Annotated in this window: 7 protein-coding genes and 4 pseudogenes; 4 read left to right on the top strand and 7 right to left on the bottom strand. The window is 70.1% G+C overall.

The window, feature by feature from the left end; translation table 11 throughout:
* Nucleotides 1–306: 306 nt before the first annotated feature.
* From ACSU6L_RS38570 to ACSU6L_RS38590, 5 genes and pseudogenes are all read right to left on the bottom strand, one after another.
* A complete protein-coding gene (locus ACSU6L_RS38570; protein WP_437064326.1) occupies nucleotides 307–2,298 on the bottom strand; it encodes a dynamin family protein in 1,992 nt (663 codons plus the stop codon).
* Complete coding sequence (locus ACSU6L_RS38575) at nucleotides 2,295–3,902, bottom strand: GTP-binding protein (RefSeq protein ID WP_437064327.1); 1,608 nt, start codon at nucleotides 3,900–3,902, stop codon at nucleotides 2,295–2,297. Before ACSU6L_RS38575 ends, ACSU6L_RS38570 begins: the two co-directional genes overlap by 4 nt.
* 347 nt (nucleotides 3,903–4,249) lie before the next feature.
* Nucleotides 4,250–4,481 (bottom strand): annotated as a pseudogene (locus ACSU6L_RS38580) (hypothetical protein); the annotation flags it as partial.
* Nucleotides 4,482–4,830: 349 nt separating this feature from the next.
* Entirely contained in the window at nucleotides 4,831–6,129 is a 1,299-nt protein-coding gene (gene nhaA, locus ACSU6L_RS38585; protein ID WP_437064328.1) for a Na+/H+ antiporter NhaA, read from the bottom strand.
* 259 nt (nucleotides 6,130–6,388) lie between these two features.
* Nucleotides 6,389–6,928: pseudogene (locus tag ACSU6L_RS38590) on the bottom strand (alanine:cation symporter family protein); the annotation flags it as partial.
* A gap of 104 nt (nucleotides 6,929–7,032) precedes the next feature.
* Between ACSU6L_RS38590 and ACSU6L_RS38595 the strand changes: the two are divergent.
* Nucleotides 7,033–9,072, top strand: a complete 2,040-nt coding sequence (locus ACSU6L_RS38595; RefSeq protein ID WP_437064329.1) for a flotillin family protein — start codon at nucleotides 7,033–7,035, stop codon at nucleotides 9,070–9,072.
* 80 nt (nucleotides 9,073–9,152) lie between these two features.
* Nucleotides 9,153–14,022 (top strand): annotated as a pseudogene (locus ACSU6L_RS38600) (DNA repair ATPase).
* Between the two features lie 53 nt (nucleotides 14,023–14,075).
* Here the strand turns inward: ACSU6L_RS38600 and ACSU6L_RS38605 are convergent.
* Nucleotides 14,076–14,399 (bottom strand): nitroreductase/quinone reductase family protein, encoded by a 324-nt coding sequence (locus ACSU6L_RS38605; protein ID WP_437064330.1) that lies wholly within the window; start codon nucleotides 14,397–14,399, stop codon nucleotides 14,076–14,078.
* An 816-nt stretch (nucleotides 14,400–15,215) separates the two neighbouring features.
* Between ACSU6L_RS38605 and ACSU6L_RS38610 the strand changes: the two are divergent.
* Both ACSU6L_RS38610 and ACSU6L_RS38615 read left to right on the top strand, forming a co-directional pair.
* Nucleotides 15,216–15,392 (top strand): annotated as a pseudogene (locus ACSU6L_RS38610) (transposase); the annotation flags it as partial.
* A gap of 104 nt (nucleotides 15,393–15,496) precedes the next feature.
* Nucleotides 15,497–15,919 carry a hypothetical protein gene (locus ACSU6L_RS38615; RefSeq protein WP_437064331.1) on the top strand — a complete coding sequence of 141 codons (423 nt, stop codon included), beginning with the start codon at nucleotides 15,497–15,499 and terminating at the stop codon, nucleotides 15,917–15,919.
* A gap of 142 nt (nucleotides 15,920–16,061) precedes the next feature.
* Here the strand turns inward: ACSU6L_RS38615 and ACSU6L_RS38620 are convergent, their stop codons facing one another.
* Nucleotides 16,062–16,577: an anthrone oxygenase family protein gene (locus tag ACSU6L_RS38620; protein ID WP_437064332.1), complete on the bottom strand. Its 516-nt coding sequence runs from the start codon at nucleotides 16,575–16,577 to the stop codon at nucleotides 16,062–16,064.
* Nucleotides 16,578–16,581 lie beyond the last annotated feature (4 nt).

Below are 16,581 nucleotides of genomic sequence, written 5' to 3' on the forward strand. Positions count from 1 at the left end.
TCGGTCCGTGGAACGGCGGTTTCCCCGATGATCCGGCCGCTGCCCTGCCCGGCTTCGACCATGGAGGCGGCCAGGGGCGTGTCGAGCTGCCCGGCCAGCCGGAGCAGCTTCTGAATCCGCTCCAGCCGCGGAGTCAGGCCCGTGCGGCCGTGCCGGAACGCTTCGGCGTACAGCGGGTCGAGCAGGGCGAGCGTCGACTCGCCCCCGAGTTCGGGGGCGCGCGGAGGTACGAGCTCTGGTCGCGGACCTCGTCGGTACTCAGCAGGATGATCAGCGAACGCCTCAGTACGTCGAAGTCTATGGGGGTCACCGCACCTGCCAGTTCCGGAGGATCTCCTCAACGCGGAGGGCGTGGTCGTCGAGCATCCGGGCATGGTCGGCGAGAGCGCGGTCGTCGACAGCGCCTGCCTTGTCCGCCTCTTCTGCCTCGGCGACGGCCAGCTGCCGCAGGATCGCTTCGATCTCGGCGTCCAGGGCCTGGCAGGCGATTGGTTTCAGGCTGCCGAGTCCGTCGGTCACGGTGGACGCCAGCCGCGCGGCCTCGGTGTCCGCCGATGCGCGCAGGTGCTCGGCCATGGCGCTGGCGACACTCCGGGCGATGCCGCTGTCGGCCTTCGCGGCGAGCCACTCGACCGCGACGGCGGAGGCGAGGAGCTGGACCACGAACACCCCGACGGGTCCGCCGACGGCGTAGGCCGCGATTCCCAGGGCGAACTGAGGGACGAGGGCCTTCATGGCGTCCTTGAAGCCGAACCGGGCTCCGATGGGTGCGGCGCCCGCTCCCGCGACCAGCGTCGCGACGGCCGCGGCCAGCAGTCGTTCGGCGGTGGGCCGGCTGGCCGCGTCGACGTCCGGGGCCACGTCGGCCATCGGGGTGAGGACCAGCCGGATCTTGTCGGCCTGTGCGGTGAAGGCGAGGAAGTCCTCGTCGAGCCGGGCGCCCAGCTCCTCCAGCCGACGGGTGATCTGCGGGTTCAACTCCTCGGTCTGCCACTGGACGAAACGGGCCTCGAAGGCCGTCGAGAGGCCGGCAACGTACTCCGCGGCCACCGCTTTGGCCTGTTGCTTAGCCTTGAAGGGGGACGGTCCGATCTTGTTCTTCGGCTTGATGCCGTCCAGCCAGCCTGGGCACTCCTCGGCGGCAGCGAGCAGGAATCGGCGGGCGGCCGCGTTCACTTGGAGCCCGATGTGCTCCAGGCTCGTATCGATCCGGTCCCGGATCTGATCCCGGCGCTCCTCCAGTGGTCCCAGCTCCGCGCGTACGGTTGCACAGCGGGCCCGTGCCTGGTCGTACCGCTGTTTCCGAAGGCTCTGCCGCGCCTCGACCTCCGTCCGCAGCGCGGAGATCGCGAGCGCCAGTCGGCGGGCCGGCGCGAGGACCTTCACCGTCGCGCGCTTTGCGACGAGGTGGCCCTCCAGCGCCGCCGCCAGTGCCGGCAGACCGGTCGCGGCGAGCTCATCCGACCACGCGGACGCGCTGCTCGGACACGTGCTGCGCAGGTCCAGTGCGGAACGGGAATCCAGGAAGAACACGCGCTCGGCGGCGACAAGCAGGGAGTTCTGGGCGTACTCGGTCAGGTACTCGATGTGGCCGTCCCGCTCCTCGGCCGCGATGTGGTCGATCCTGGTGCACGCCACGAAGAAGTCCTCGTGCCCGTACGGCCGAAGGTAGTCCTTGGCGTAGCCGATCTCGACCGGTTCGAGGTCGAGATCCGAGGCGATCACGAAGACCACGACGTCGGCGTCCATCAGGGCGTTCAAGGTGGCCTGATGGAGCCAGGGTTCCTGGTTCAATCCCGGCGAGTCCACCAGGACCACGCCGTTACGGCACAGTTCGGCGGGCCAATGCAGTTCGGCGTGCCGAACCGCCCCGGGCTGGTGGCGGTTCTTGGGGTCGATGGTGAGCGCCCGCCACACCTCCCCGTTCCGCGAGATACCGGTCTCCTCGATCGGCAGGGCGACCGGCGGCTCGGAGCCTTCCAGGTGGAGGACCACGTACCGGTCGGAGTCCCAGACGACCGAGATGGGTACGGCCGTCGTGGCGCGCGGCATCGCGGGCAGTACCTTCGCGCCCAGCAGCGCGTTGAGCAGCGTGCTCTTCCCGCGATTTCCCTGCCCGAGCATGAGGATCCGGTACGTGTCGCCCCGGATGCGCGCCCCGAGTGCGTCGAGCTCCTCCCGGCGCAGGTCCAGGCCGAGCGCCGCGGCCGTCACGCTGGTGCCCGCGGTCACCTCGGCCAGGTCTTCCCGGGCGTGCTGTACGGCCGCGTAGTCGGCGCGGTCCCCGTCTCCCGTCATGTCGGCTCCCCGTTGCCTATGCCAGTTCCGATGCCGTCGATGCCCGCGTGGATCTCCGCACGCAGTTCGCCGGCCCGCTGGACGAGTTCGTTCCAGTCCGGCGCCGGGCTCGCGGTGATCGCCGCCAGCTCCCGCTCCTCGGCCTGCAGCCAGGAGAGGCGGGCCGCTTCCAGCTCCTGCTGGAGCTCCTCGTAGGCGGAGCGGACCAGGGCGGCCAGGCTGCCGGCAACCTCCTCGATCTCGCGGTACACCACCTGGGTGACCCGGTCCGCGATGATCCGGCGCTGCCGGGCCTCCTCGTCCGCGATCCGCTTCTCCGTGAATTTGGCAGCGGAGGTGGCCGCGAAGTCGACCACGGCCTTCTGCAGGGTGGTGTCCGAGCTGCCCGACCCGCGGGCGCTCTCGGTACCCCGCCTTCGTTCGAGCACCGCGAAAACCAGGCGGGCGACCCCTTCCACGGTCGGCCGCACCAGGACCGTCAGCCGACGCCAGTGCTCCAGATCCGGCAGCCGCACCTCGCGGCGGTGCCCTACGGGCGGCCGGTGGGGTTGTGCGAATTGCACGGGCACTCCGCCGATCTCCGTCGGGAAGTACTCCGTCAGGGAATCCTCCAGCTGATCGACGACCCGGGCCATGTCGTCCTGGAGCGCCCGAGCCCACTGCTCGGAGGCCTCCGCCAGCCGGGTTTGGAGCTGGTCGTCGAATTCGTCCTGCCACCACGCCAGCGGGTCCCGGGCCGCCGCGACGTTCTGCCGCAGTTCGGCGGCCAGCGCGCGTCGCTGCTGCTGAACCGTGGCGAAGATCTTCCGGGCCGACGCCAAGCTGCTCTTTTCCAGTTTCCCCTGCAGGCCCCGGATGCGTGTGTTCCGGGTGTCCAGCGCGTCCCTGAGCTCATCACGGGTCGCGCTCCGGTCCTGTTGCTCACGCTTCTCGGCGGCGGCCGCCGCCGATCCGAGTGCGGCCATCTCCGCCAGCACCGCGCAGGTCTGCCGGGCCAGTCGCCGGAGCCGCAGACCCGCCAGACCCGGATCGGCGCGCCGGAGGACAAGCACCTCACGCAGCGCCGCCACTGAGGGCCCGCCGTCGGCGGTCGCCGACATGGGGAACACCGTGACCTCCTGGTCGACTTCGGCCAACCGGTCGCGGATGTCGTCGAGCAAGTCGTCGAGTTCCTCGGACTCCACCTGATCGGTCCGGGTGACCGCCACGACGATGTGCGGGACACCGACCGTGTCCCGCAGGAACCTCAGCTCCCGCTCCTCATCCATGCTCAGCGGGGAGATCGCCGCGATGACGAGCACCGCCACGTCGGCCGTGAACAGGGCGTCCTGATCCGACGTCGTCCACTGCGCACCGCCGTCCGGGGCCGCCAGACCGGGAAGCTCGACCAGCTCTCCGTACTCCGGCTCGCCGTCCTCCCCCCGTTGCCCCTGCTCCGCCAGCCGTTCCAACAGAGTCGACTTGCCCCGCCTCGGGCCGCCGAGCACCACTCCGCGGAACCCCGCTCCGGCGCGGTACCGCCGCCGCGCTCGCTCCAACGCCCTCTGCTGTTCCGCCGCGCCGAACGCCGACGCGAGCGCGCGCGCACCCTCGAACCACTCCATCTGCCACCCCCCGCCTTCAGGACAGCAGACCGCACGGCGCACGTCACGCCTCACCGCGACGCTTCGGGCGCGCACTGCTGGGTCTCACCCACAACGCGCCCCCGGCGTACGCCTGCCAGAGCGGCATCCGTCCTGGCTGCGGAGCGGGGACAGACACTCCTCGCGGGGCGAGCTGCCATCATCCGGCACCGGCACCGGCAGCACCCCACGGTCGGTGTGGGTCGACCGTGGCGACCTACGGGTCGGTGCGTGAAGCCGTACCCCCGGTCCTGCCGCTCGCGCAGTGATTCCTCGCCGCCGCCGAGCTAGACCGGCTCTCAGCCATCGTCGCGCACCGGCCGAACATGGTTCACCCGGTTGCGCGCCAGGTCATCCAGCGGGCCGTACCCGCCGGTGGCCACCCCGGGTATCTCCGCCCGCCAGAACAAGCCGGAGAACCATGTCGGAGTAGGAGGCGTTGTCGGTCGCGACCATCACCGGCTTCACCCCGGCGTTCCAGGTCAACGCTGCAGGTCTTGTCCCGAGATGTGGGCAGTAGGCGTTCGCCGTCGGTGATGAGCTGGCGGGTGTGGCCGGTATCGGCGAGGTCGAGGAGTATCCAGAGTCCACGGCGAGGTCGGCCGTGGACAGCCAGGCCGTCTCTTCAGCCAGGCGCAGAAATGAGCACGCGCGGTGCCTCGCGCAGGGGAACCGGCCTCCTGGTGGCCTACGTGATCGGCCGGCGTCGCCCAGGAAAAGCCCAGCCCATGGCGCTCAGAGCAACGGCCGACACGGCGCCGGCGGCCGGTGCCGGGCCGTTGGTGGCGAAGGCCCATTCACGCCGTGCGCTGCGCGGCTTTCCACTGCTCCAGTACGGCGGTCCTGAGGACCAGGGCAGCGGCGATCGTCACCGTCAGCACGGACGGGTCCATCGCGCCTGCCTTCCCCGTCAGCGTTCGGCGGCACCGGAGCGCTGGTAGATGTCGGGGATGCCGTCGTGGTCGTCGTCCCGTTCCTCCTCCTCGCTCAGGCGGCGGTAGATCCCGTTGCGCCGTTTGACGAGGATCGCCGCGAGAGCGGCGGCGATCAGGGAGCCGATCAGGACGGCGGCTTTGACGTGTTCGGTGGTGGAGGGGTCGGAGAAGGCGAGTTCGCCGATCAAGAGGGCCACCGTGAAGCCGATGCCGGCCAGTACGGCGAGTGCGAAGACATCCGCCCATGCCAGGTCGGGGTTGAGCTGGGCGCGGGTGTAGCGGGCGGCCAGATAGGTTCCCACGAAGATGCCCAGGGTCTTGCCCAGGACCAGGCCCAGCACCACACCGAGCGGCTCGGGCTGTGTGAACACCTCGCCCAGGGCGGTGGCCGAGACACCGACACCTGCGGCGAACAACGCGAAGAGGGGGACTGCGACGCCCGCGGAGATGGGGTGGAGGACGTGGGAGGTGCGTTCACCGGGGGAGGCGGGTTCGTCCTTGTCTCGGGTGGTGCGCAGGATCAGGCCCATGGCGACGCCGGCGACGGTGGCATGGACGCCGCCGTTGTACATCAGTGCCCAGATCGCGACGCCGAGCGGGACGTACCACCACCAGCCGCGCACGCGGAAGCGCTGGAGGGCGTGGAAGACGACCAGCCCGGCGAAGGAGCCGCCGAGCGCGGCGAAGTTCAGGTCGCTGGTGAAGAAGATCGCGATGACGAGGATGCCGCCGAGGTCGTCGACGACGGCGAGCGTGAGCAGGAAGGCTCGGAGCGCGGCGGGCAGGTGGGTGCTGATGACGGCGAGGACCGCGAGCGCGAAGGCGATGTCGGTCGCCATCGGTACGGCCCAGCCGTCGAGGCTGCCGCCGCCTGCGGCAGCCGTGACGGCGTAGAGCGCGGCGGGCACGATCATGCCGCAGACGGCGGCGACGACGGGCAGGGCCGCGGTGGCGGGGGTGCGCAGTTCACCGACGACGAGTTCGCGTTTGAGCTCGATGCCGGCGACGAGGAAGAAGATTGTGAGTAATCCGTCCGCGGTCCAGTGCCCGACCGAGAGGTCCAGGCCGAGCGCCGGTATACCGAAGTGGAAGTCGCGTATCTGCTCGTAGGTGCTGCCCCACGGAGTATTCACCCAGACCAGTGCCACCAGAGCTGCGGCCAGTAGGACCAGTCCGCCGACCGTCTCCGTCCTCAGAGCCTGCACCACGGCGGTCCGCTCCGGCAGGGGCAGCAGACCGAGGAAGGGGGAACGCTCACGGGGGGCGGCAGCCATCGGGAAGACCTCCGGGGATCGGCTTGAGGGCGTACGAGCCCCTGGGACGCCGACCAGACTTCCCGGCACACCGCGCGTCCGAAAGCATCCGTCAAGGACGGCACTGACGCGTTCTTAACACCTTAACCATCTGCCCGGGATCACGCCATACCCCATTTCACCTGCGAAAAAAAGCGCGTTGGGCATGGCGAGCGGGCCCGTCCACACCAAGGCGCGAGGTGCGTGACGGGCCCGCTCAGGAGCCGGGCCGCGGGGGCGGTCAGACGGTGGTCTTCACCGACTCCTGGTCTTCGTCGTCCTCGGTGATCTCCCCGGCGTTGCGGGCGCGGACGAACTGCAGGAAGAAGTTCAGCTCGCGCTTGACGACCGGGGCGAGGAGGTACAGGCCGATGATGTTGATGACGGCGAGCATGAAGAGCACCGCGTCGGCCATGTCGATCAGCGTCTGCAGCGTCAGCAGGGAACCCGCGACGGCGAAGACCGTGTAGACGACCTTGTACGCCAGCTCGCTGGCCCTGCTGCGGCCGAAGAGGTACGTCCACGCCTTGAGGCCGTAGTAACCCCAGGTCAGCACCGTGGAGATGGCGAAGAGCATCACCGCGACGGTGAGGATGTACGGGAACCAGGGCAGGACGGTGCCGAAGGCGTCGGAGGTGATCGTGACGCCGGCGATGGACTGGTCGGCGCGGGCCTCCGCGTAGCTGGCCGGGTTCGCGATGACGATGGTCAGCGCGGTCATCGTGCAGATGATGACGGTGTCGATGAACGGCTCCAGCAGGGCGACCAGGCCCTCGCTTGAGCCGCCGCTGTCACGTGTCCCTTGGGATCGCGTCCGCCGCAGCCAGCGGGCTGCCCCGCCTCTTCGCCGAGGCGCCAACTCTTCGCATACTTCGAGGACTCCCTATGGATTTCAGCACCGTGGGCATCGGCGTGCTCGTCTGCCTCCTCATCGCAGCCGCCGTGCTGTTCGGCGTCGCCCGTCTGTTCCGCAAGGTGGAGCAGGGCAAGGCACTGATCGTCTCCAAGATGCGCAAGGTCGATGTGACGTTCACCGGGCAGATCGTGCTGCCGGTGCTGCACAAGGCCGAGGTGATGGACATCTCGGTGAAGACCATCGAGATCACCCGCGCCGGCAAGGAAGGGCTGATCTGCCGGGACAACATCCGCGCGGACATCCGGATCTCGTTCTTCGTCAAGGTCAACAAGACCGTGCAGGACGTCATCAAGGTCGCCCAGTCCGTCGGCACCGCGCGGGCCAGCGACCGGAACACACTGCAGGAACTGTTCCACGCGAAGTTCTCCGAGGCGCTGAAGACCGTCGGCAAGCAGATGGACTTCACCGACCTGTACACCAAGCGTGAGGAACTGCGGTACCGGATCAACGAGGTCATCGGCGTCGACCTCAACGGCTACCACCTGGAGGACGCGGCGATCGACTACCTGGAGCAGACGCCGGTCACTCAGCTCGACCCGGCCAACGTCCTCGATGCCCAGGGCATCCGCAAGATCACCGAACTGACGGCCGTGGAGCACGTGCGCACCAACGAGGCGCAGCGCACCGAGGAGAAGGAGATCACCCGGCAGAACGTCGACGCCCGTGAGGCCGTCCTGGAGCTGGAGCGCCGCCAGGCCGACGCCGAGATCAAGCAGCGGCGGGAGATCGAGACCGTACGGGCCCGGGAGGAGGCCGAGACCGCGCGGGTCGTGGAGGAGGAGCGGCTGCGCGCCCAGTCCGCCTTCCTGCGCACCGAGGAACAACTCGGCGTCCAGCGCGAGAACCAGGCCCGCGAAGTCGCGGTCGCGCAGAAGAACCGCGAGCGGGTCATCGCCATCGAGAACGAGCGCATCGAGAAGGACCGCCTCCTCGAGGTCATCGCACGCGAACGGGAGACGCAGCTCACGCAGATCGCCGCCGAGAAGGAGGTCGAGGCGGAGAAGCGGGAGATCGCCGAGGTCATCCGCGAGCGGGTAGCTGTCGACCGTACGGTCGCGGAGCAGGAGGAGTCCATCAAGAAGCTGCGGGCCCTGGAGGAGGCGGAGCGGCAGCGGCAATCCGTGATCATCGCGGCCGAGGCGGAAGCGCAGGAGAACCTGGTCAAGGACATCAAGGCGGCCGAGGCCGCCGAGCAGGCCGCCGTGCACCGCGCCGCCGAGGAACTCACCCTCGCCGAGGCCCGGCTGAAGAGCGCCGACCTCGACGCGAAGGCCAAGCTGCGGCTCGCCGAGGGCGTCCAGGCCGAGGCCGCCGCCGAGGGACTCGCCGCCGTCCAGGTCCGTGACAAGGAGGCCGACGTCATTGAGAAGGCGGGCCGCGCGGAGGCCGAGGCGACCGAGGCGCGCCTGCGGGCGGAGGCCGAGGGCGCCAAGGCCAAGGCACTCGCGGAGGCGGCGGCCATCGGCGAGAAGCTGAAGGCGGAGGCCGCCGGCCTTACCGAGAAGGCCGCCGCGATGGCCGCGCTCGACGAGGCGTCCCGCGGCCACGAGGAGTACCGGCTGCGCCTGGAGGCCGAGAAGGAGATTCGGCTGGCCGGCCTGGACGTGCAGCGACAGGTGGCGGAGGCGCAGGCCACGGTGCTCGCCACCGGGCTGGAGAGCGCCGACATCGACATCGTGGGAGGGGAGTCGGTCTTCTTCGACCGGCTGGTCGGGGCGATCGGGCTCGGCAAGGGCGTCGACGGTTTCGTGCAGCACTCCGAGACCGCGCAGGCGCTGGCGAAGCCCTGGCTGGACGGAACGTCGAGCTTCACCGAAGACCTCACCCGGGTCATGGGGCCGGTCTCCACGGCCGACGTGCAGAACCTGACCGTGTCCGCCTTGCTGATGAAGCTCATGCAGACGGGCGGGGTCGACTCCAACGCCTTGGAGCAGCTCCTCGGCAAGGCGAGCGAGCTGGGTGTCGCCGACACCTCGCTCGCGGCCCTGAACGGCAGTGCCAAGGGCTGACCGGCCGCGGTCCCGGAGCTGCCGTGCAGGGGGCGGCAGCTCCGGGACCGTACTCTTCCGACTTTCCTGAGAGGGACTTCATGACCACCGGCCTGGACACGGGTACGTACGACGTGCTGCGCGACCGCCTCACCGCACAGGCGGCCGAGCTCGCCCGCCGCGCCGAAGCACTGAACGCCCGCCGCGTGCAGGAGTTCGGCTCCCTGCGGCTGGAACTGGCCGGCACCGAGCGGCTGCGCGCCGAGTCGGCGTGCGTGCCGCGTGACATCGTGTCCGTCGGCGACGTCCTGCTGTTCGGCTACAACACCGTTCCCAACCACGGGCCGCGGAGCACCGTGCGGAATGTGTTCGCCCTGCACGACCGGACCCTGAACCGGCTGCCCGACGACGCCGTGCCCGGCCTGCTGGACGACCCCGCCTTCCTCCGTGAGTTCGCCGCCCTCCACCGCTACTACCACCAGGCCCGGCTTCTCCAGCTCCGACGTGTGGCGGACAAGCTGCTGGCCGTCTTCCAGACCGGCGAGAAGGCGGGCGACATCCGAGTCCTGCGGTGGGCGGTCGCCGACGACGGCCAGATGTCCTTCCTGGACGCGCGCGGTGACCGCGACCACGTCCTCCCGCCCGCCCACGACTTCGAGTGGACGGCGACCACACAGGAGGACCACGTCCTGGGCCGCCACCCGCACGTCTCGATCGAAGGCGAGGTCTTCGTCGACACACTGGGCGGCACACTGACCGTCAAGATCGAGGACGACACCGACACCGGCGAGGGCATCCACGCCGAGCCGGTCGACGAGCCGCTGCAGTCGCTCGCCGACGCGCACGTCGCGTACGCGCGCGTGGGCGCCCTGATCCTGCTGGACGTCCTCCCCTACAAAGAGGACGTCCACCGCTACCTGGTGTTCAACACCCTCACCAGGACGGTCGTCCGCCTCGACGGGCTCGGGCAGGCGTGCCGCCGGTTGCCCGAGGACCACGGCATCGTCTTCCCCGGCGGCTACTGCCTGACCACCGGCACGCACCGGACCTTCGACGGCGTCGACACCTCGGGCCTGGAGTTCGAGAGGGTGGTCCGTTCCCCGAACGGCGAGGACGTCCTCTACGCCTTCCACGCGCGCGTGGAAGGCCGCAGCCTGCTCCTGCCGTACAACGTGATCCGCAAGGAGGTCGCCTCCCCTGTCACCTGCCACGCTTGGGCCCTGTTCGACGACGGAGCCCTCCTCGCCCTGCGTGTGGACGGCGACGAGCCGCAGCGCGTGCACCCCGTCCAGCTGTGGAACTCCCCGTTCGTCTCCGACACCCACGCCGCCGCCCAGCCGGCTGGGACCGGTCCGCTCGCCCGTGTCGGCAACGCCGACCTCGTCCGGGGCATCTCCGACTGTCTGTCCCTCACACGTGCGGTCGCCGAGACCACCCCGACCAGGGAGGTCTACGAGGCGCTGACCGCCGCATGCGTCCGGGCCGCCGACTCCTACCACTGGCTGGCCGAGCCGGAGCTGGGAGGCCTGCACGAGCCGCTCACACAGGTGCGGGCCACGGCCGAACAGGTGCTGGCCGAGTTCGAGACCGTCCAGGCCCTCACCCGGCAGGCCGCCGAGGCTCTCGCGGAGTCCGCGGCGCGCGTCGCCAGCCTCGTGCGACGCCTGCGCGGAGAGACCCCGCGAAGCGCCGCGGCATGGGTGTCGGCGCTGACCGAACTCCGGCGCGCCCAAGGCCACCTGCTCACCCTCAAGGACATGCGGTACGCGGACACCGCCCGGATCGACGAGCTGGCTGCCGACGTCGAGGCCGACCTCGTCGGCTTCGGACAGCGGGCCGTCAATCACCTGGCCCACGAAGACGCCTTCGCCGGCCACCAGGACGACATCGAACAGCTCGTCGCCGACGCCGAGGCGATCGCCACCGTCGCCGAGGCCGCACCCGTAGCTGCCCGCCTCGACCAACACGCCGACGCCCTGCGCACGGTGACGGATGTCGTCGCCGGTCTCGACATGGGTGACGCCACCGTCCGCACGTCCATCCTCGAGCGGATCGCCGAGGTCCTCGCCGGAGTCAACCGCGCCCGCGCCACGCTCGACGGGCGCCGCCGCGAACTCCTCGCCCGTGAGGGCCGTGCCGAGTTCGCCGCCGAGCTCGCGCTGCTCGGTCAGGCCCTCACCGGCGCGCTCGCCGAAGCCGACACCCCCGAGGACTGCGACCAGCAGCTGGCCCGCATGCTCGTGCAGGTGGAGAACCTCGAATCGAGGTTCGCCGAGTCCGACGACTTCCTCGCCGAGCTGGCGGACAAACGCGACGAGGTCCACGAGACGTTCTCCGCCCGCAAGCAGACCCTGGCCGACGCCCGCGCCCGACGCGCCGAGCGGTTGGCCGACTTGGCGGCCCGCGTCCTGGACACGGTCGCCCGCCGGGCGTCCACGCTCGCCGACGCGGACGCCGTCGCCACGTACTTCACCTCCGATCCGATGCCCGCCAAGGTCCGCCGCGTCGCCGGCGAACTACGCGAACTCCGCGACCAGGTAAGGGCGGAGGAACTGGACGCCCGCCTGAAGTCCGTCCGCCAGGAGGCCCTGCGCACCCTGCGCGACCGCACCGACCTGTATGCCGACGACGGCCGCACCCTCCGCCTGGGCGCCCACCGCTTCGCCGTCAACACCCAGCCGCTGGACCTCACTCTGCTACCGCACGACGAGGGACTGGTGTTCGCTGTGACGGGCACGGACTACCGCTCACCGATCACCGACCCCGACTTAGCCGCGACCCGCCCGTACTGGGACCGCCCGCTACCCTCGGAGTCGCCCGACGTCTACCGTGCCGAGCACCTGGCCGCCCGGCTGCTCGACGAGCACGGTCCGGCCGCCCTCGCGGAGATCGAGGACCTCCCCACCCTGGTCCGGCAGGCGGCGGAGACCGCGTACGACGAGGGTTACGAGCGCGGCGTCCACGACCACGACGCCGCCCTGATCCTCTCCGCGCTCCTGCGTCTGCACCAAGGCGCCGGCTTGCTGCGCCACGAGCCCGCCGCCCGCGCCGCCGCGCAGCTCTTCTGGGCACACGGCACGACCGCCGAGGAGCGTGACGGCTGGACCCGGCGCGCGGTCTCCATGGCCCGGGCCCGCGACACCTTCGGGCTCGCGCCCGCGATCGCCGACCTGGAGGCCGAACTCGCCGGGCCGATCGGCTCGCGTGCGGCCGCCGCCTACCTCTTCGAGGAGCTGACGACCGGCCCGGACGGCTTCGTCATCAGCGCCGGTACCCGCACCCTGCTCGACAAGTTCCGCCGCACGGTGGGCACGTCCGCCTACGACGACGACCTCGCCGTCCTCACCGACCCGGCCGCCCGCAGGCAACTCGTCGAGGCGTGGCTGACGTCGTACACCACCGCGACCGGAGCGGACCTCACCCCCGGCGACCTGGCCGAGGCGGTGGCCGCCGAACTCTGCCCGGGCCTGCCACGCCACGAGTCGGACGCGGCCCTCACCGAGACCGTCGACGGACTGCTCGGCAGCCATCCGCGTGTCACCGGCCGCGCCCTCACCGTCCGCGTCGACGAACTCCTGGCCCGCACGGAGCGATTCCGCACCCACGAGGTCCCCGCCCACCGCGCCTACCAACGTCGCCGCACGGCACTCGTGGCCTCTGAGCGCAGCCGCCTCCACCTGGACCGGTACCGGCCGCGTGTGATGTCGGCGTTCGTGCGCGGCAGGCTGATCGACGAGGTGTACCTCCCGCTGATCGGCGACAACCTCGCCAGGCAGCTCGGCACCACCGGCGACACCAAGCGCACCGACACTGGCGGCCTCCTCCTGCTCATCTCCCCGCCGGGCTACGGCAAGACGACGCTCATGGAGTACGTCGCCGACCGGCTCGGCCTGATGCTGGTGAAGGTCGACGGCCCGGCGCTGGGCCACACCGTGACCTCGCTGGATCCGGCACAGGCCCCGAACGCGACGGCCCGGCGGGAGATCGAAAAGATCAACTTCGCGCTGGAGGCGGGCAGCAACACCCTGCTCCACCTTGACGACATCCAGCACACCTCACCCGAGCTGCTGCAGAAGTTCATCCCGCTGTGCGACGCCACACGCCGCATCGAGGGCGTAAGGGACGGTCGGCCGCACACCTACGATCTGCGGGGCAAGCGGTTCGCAGTGTGCATGGCCGGCAACCCCTACACAGAGTCCGGCGGTCGCTTCAGGGTGCCCGACATGCTCGCCAACCGCGCCGACGTGTGGAACCTAGGTGACGTCCTGACCGGCAAGGAGGACGTTTTCGCGCTCAGCTTCATCGAGAACGCTCTGACCGCGAACCCAGTGCTCGCCCCGCTCGCCGGCCGCGACCGCACCGACCTGGAGCTGCTGCTCCGCCTGGCCGAGGGTGACCCCTCCGCCGGCGCCGACCGGCTGAGCCACCCGTACGCGCCGGCCGAGCTGGAACGGATCGTCGCGGTCCTGCGCCATCTGCTGACGGCCCGCGAGACCGTCCTCGCGGTCAACGCCGCGTACATCACGTCGGCCGCCCAGTCGGACGCCACGCGTACGGAGCCGCCCTTCCAGCTCCAGGGCTCCTACCGCAACATGAACAAGATCGCCCAGCGCATCCGGTCCGTCATGACCGACAGCGAGCTGTCAGCCCTGATCGACGACCACTACACGGCCGAGGCCCATACCTTGACGACCGGGGCCGAGGCCAACCTTCTGAAGCTGGCCGAGCTGCGGGGCACACTCACCTCCCGACAGGCCGACCGCTGGGCCGAGCTGAAGGCGGCATACGTCCGCGCCCGGATGCTCGGGGGCCCCGACAGCGACCCCTCTCACCCGTGCCGTCGCCGCCCTCGGCCTGCTGGCCGACCGGGTCGCCGCCGTGGAGTCGGCGATCAACCGCGCCTCGGATCCCCGCACCGTGCTCGCCACCGCCCACGGCCGCCGCCCTGTAGGACGCGAGGGCCGATCGTGACGTGCGCCTGGTGTTGCCGAGACCGCCGTGCCACGGTGAGATACGGGTTCCGGTCAGCGGCGAGGACGAGTGACGGCGTCGAGGCGGACGAAGGGGATGGCTCTCCTCGCCGCACGGAACGGCGCCTCGCTGCCGTTCGCGGGCAGTCCCGGGTACGCGCACAGGCGGCGTGCCGTTCTCGGGTGCCGCCGGGCGTAACCGGCAAACGTCTCGGCACCGTCCTCACAGTTCAGGAAGTGGGCGGTGACGGCATGGCGGCGGTTGCCGACCTGGATGACGGTCTGCGGCTGCGCGCGCAGGTTCCAGTACCAGTCGGCCCTGCGGCCGGAACCCGCCGCGATGATCCAGCTCTCCTCGCCGGGCTCGTCGCCGACCACTTCGAGGACCGTGCGGGGGGCGCGGCCGGTGACGTGGCCGGTGTGGTGCAGCGGGAGCAGTCGCTTCGACCCAGCAGTCGGCCGCGGTCGCTACCTCTGCTCGGTAACCGACCAGCACGGTGTTCCGCTCAAGGGCCGTAACTGGCGGCGCTGAGGACACCCCCGCCCGGGCGACACGCTCGCGGTCGGGTACGACGCGGAAGGCCGACTCGCGCCCTGTGGCGCGAAGACCGGAGCGTCGTGGAGCCGGATTCAGCCACACAACAGAGTCGTGACTGAAAAACGCACGGGTGCGTACCCATATCTACGTATGAAGGAAGCCTGATGTCTGAGGAAGCCAGTGACCGGCCGGCCACCGTCGCGGCGCCGTGGACGCCGCGACGCCACGTACCTCCGACGCCAAGCGCCAGCCAGCCAGCGAGCGGCGGCTGCACGAGCTCGTGACGGCCTGTGCGTGGGAAACGACCGCGACAAGGCGCAGGTCCGCGCCCGGCAGGCCACGGACGCAAGCGTCTATGCAGTTTGAGGAAGCATTCGACCAGCGTCGCTACACGGTGTCCAGCTGTCATACCTGTGGTCACTGCTGCCAGGCCGTTCGTCGCGTCACTCCAGGCCCGTCTCAGCAGTCCTGTATGACCACCTGGCTTGCCCGGCCCGGCTGGCTGCGATGACCCACCCACCGGCCCCCCGAGTTCTCCGCTAACTGGCTCTAAAAGGGAGGTATGTGAGTGTTTAGGTAACTTGTCGTCACCTGAATGTGTGGCAGGACGCATCCCGGCCGTTCGGCGCGGCCATGGGCGTGCTGGGCCGGTCGCCGTGAGCGAGCGCAAGCCCTACAAGACCGACCTGTCCGACGAGCAATGGGCGCAGGTCGAGCCGGTGATCACAGCGTGGAAGGCCGCGCACCCCTCGGTCAGTGGCCATCAGGGCCGGTACGAGATGCGGGAGATCGTCAACGCGCTGCTCTACCAGGGCCGCACCGGCTGCCAGTGGGATGAGCACCAGCCCCGCGCCTCCGAGTCGCGGGTGTACTGGGCGATGACCGCGGTGATATTGCGCCGGCTGACCGGGGCGACCGCGCCGTCCTGGCGTACCGCATGACCTGCGATCAGCTCACCCTCGGCGCGGTGCTGGCACGGCTGGAGGAGCGGGAACGGGAGATCGCCGCGCAGGCCGATGCGGCCAAGGCGCGGATCGCGGAGCTTTCCGCGCAGCTGGAGGAGTTTCACCGTACCGCCGAAGAGATCCGGATCACTCGCAAGACGCTGCTGGAGCTGCCCGAGCCGGTCCCGCCCGCGCCGCCGCCCCCGAAGCTGCCGGACCATCCGGCCTACCAGCAGATCATGGCGGTGTTCGCTGCCGCCGATGCCCCGCTGCGGGCGCGGCAGGTATGCGAGGCGATGGACCTGGAGATCGCGCCCAACACCATCAACAACACCCGCCTGAAACTCAAGCGGCTCGTCGAACGCGGGATCCTGGCCGGGACCGAGCAGGGCTTGTTCACCCATCCGCGGCCGTAAGCCGCCCTGCGTCGCCGCGACTGTAGGGTCCACGGCTTCATGCGCACTGGTCCCTGCGGGAACGCCGGAATCCGGGCTTCGTGAGCACTGACCGCGTCGGTTCGTTGTGAGCAATCTGGACTCCGATGGTCGGCGAGGGCCATTACTTTCCGTGGTGCCACTGGGGCTTCGTCTGGGGCCTGTCTTTCGGATCGCGCCCCGTGTGGTGCTGACGCAGGGCAAGAATGATCAGCAGGACGAAGGCGGCGAACGCGGCACCTGTGCGGGCGTAGTTAAAGGCTTCCCAGCGAGCGAGAATCTCTGCGTGGTCGGGGGGAGCCGAGGTGGCGGCCCATTTCTTGATCTGACCGTTGATGGGGACGTTGCCGAGCCGGGTGATCAGGAAGGACGTCAGCGCCAGGAGTGCCGCTCCGCCGGCGAGCCGCCGTGTGGTGCTGCGGGTCATGATGGCGAGCGTCATGGAGCTGAGCGCCGAAATCCCCATGGCCGCCTGCATGGTGATGCCGTTCATCTGCATCAGCTCCGTGTGGAAGGACAGCCTCATCTCGAGCGGTACGGCGTTGAACGTGGGAACCAGGTTGGCCGCTCCGTAGCCGAAGGCGCCCGCGAGAGCGCCGGTGGACAACAGGGCAATTGCCTGGACGAGTCGGATACGCATCTTT

Source organism: Streptomyces sp. enrichment culture (genome assembly GCF_964272855.1).
Lineage (GTDB): Bacteria > Actinomycetota > Actinomycetes > Streptomycetales > Streptomycetaceae > Streptomyces.

Excerpts from the sequence above, each read along its gene's own strand:
- ACSU6L_RS38615 (WP_437064331.1), top strand. The coding sequence starts at position 15,497 with ATGACCTGCGATCAGCTCACCCTCGGCGCGGTGCTGGCACGGCTGGAG.
- ACSU6L_RS38575 (WP_437064327.1), bottom strand. The coding sequence starts at position 3,902 with ATGGAGTGGTTCGAGGGTGCGCGCGCGCTCGCGTCGGCGTTCGGCGCG.
- ACSU6L_RS38570 (WP_437064326.1), bottom strand. The coding sequence starts at position 2,298 with ATGACGGGAGACGGGGACCGCGCCGACTACGCGGCCGTACAGCACGCC.
- ACSU6L_RS38595 (WP_437064329.1), top strand. The coding sequence starts at position 7,033 with ATGGATTTCAGCACCGTGGGCATCGGCGTGCTCGTCTGCCTCCTCATC.
- nhaA (WP_437064328.1), bottom strand. The coding sequence starts at position 6,129 with ATGGCTGCCGCCCCCCGTGAGCGTTCCCCCTTCCTCGGTCTGCTGCCC.
- ACSU6L_RS38620 (WP_437064332.1), bottom strand. The coding sequence starts at position 16,577 with ATGCGTATCCGACTCGTCCAGGCAATTGCCCTGTTGTCCACCGGCGCT.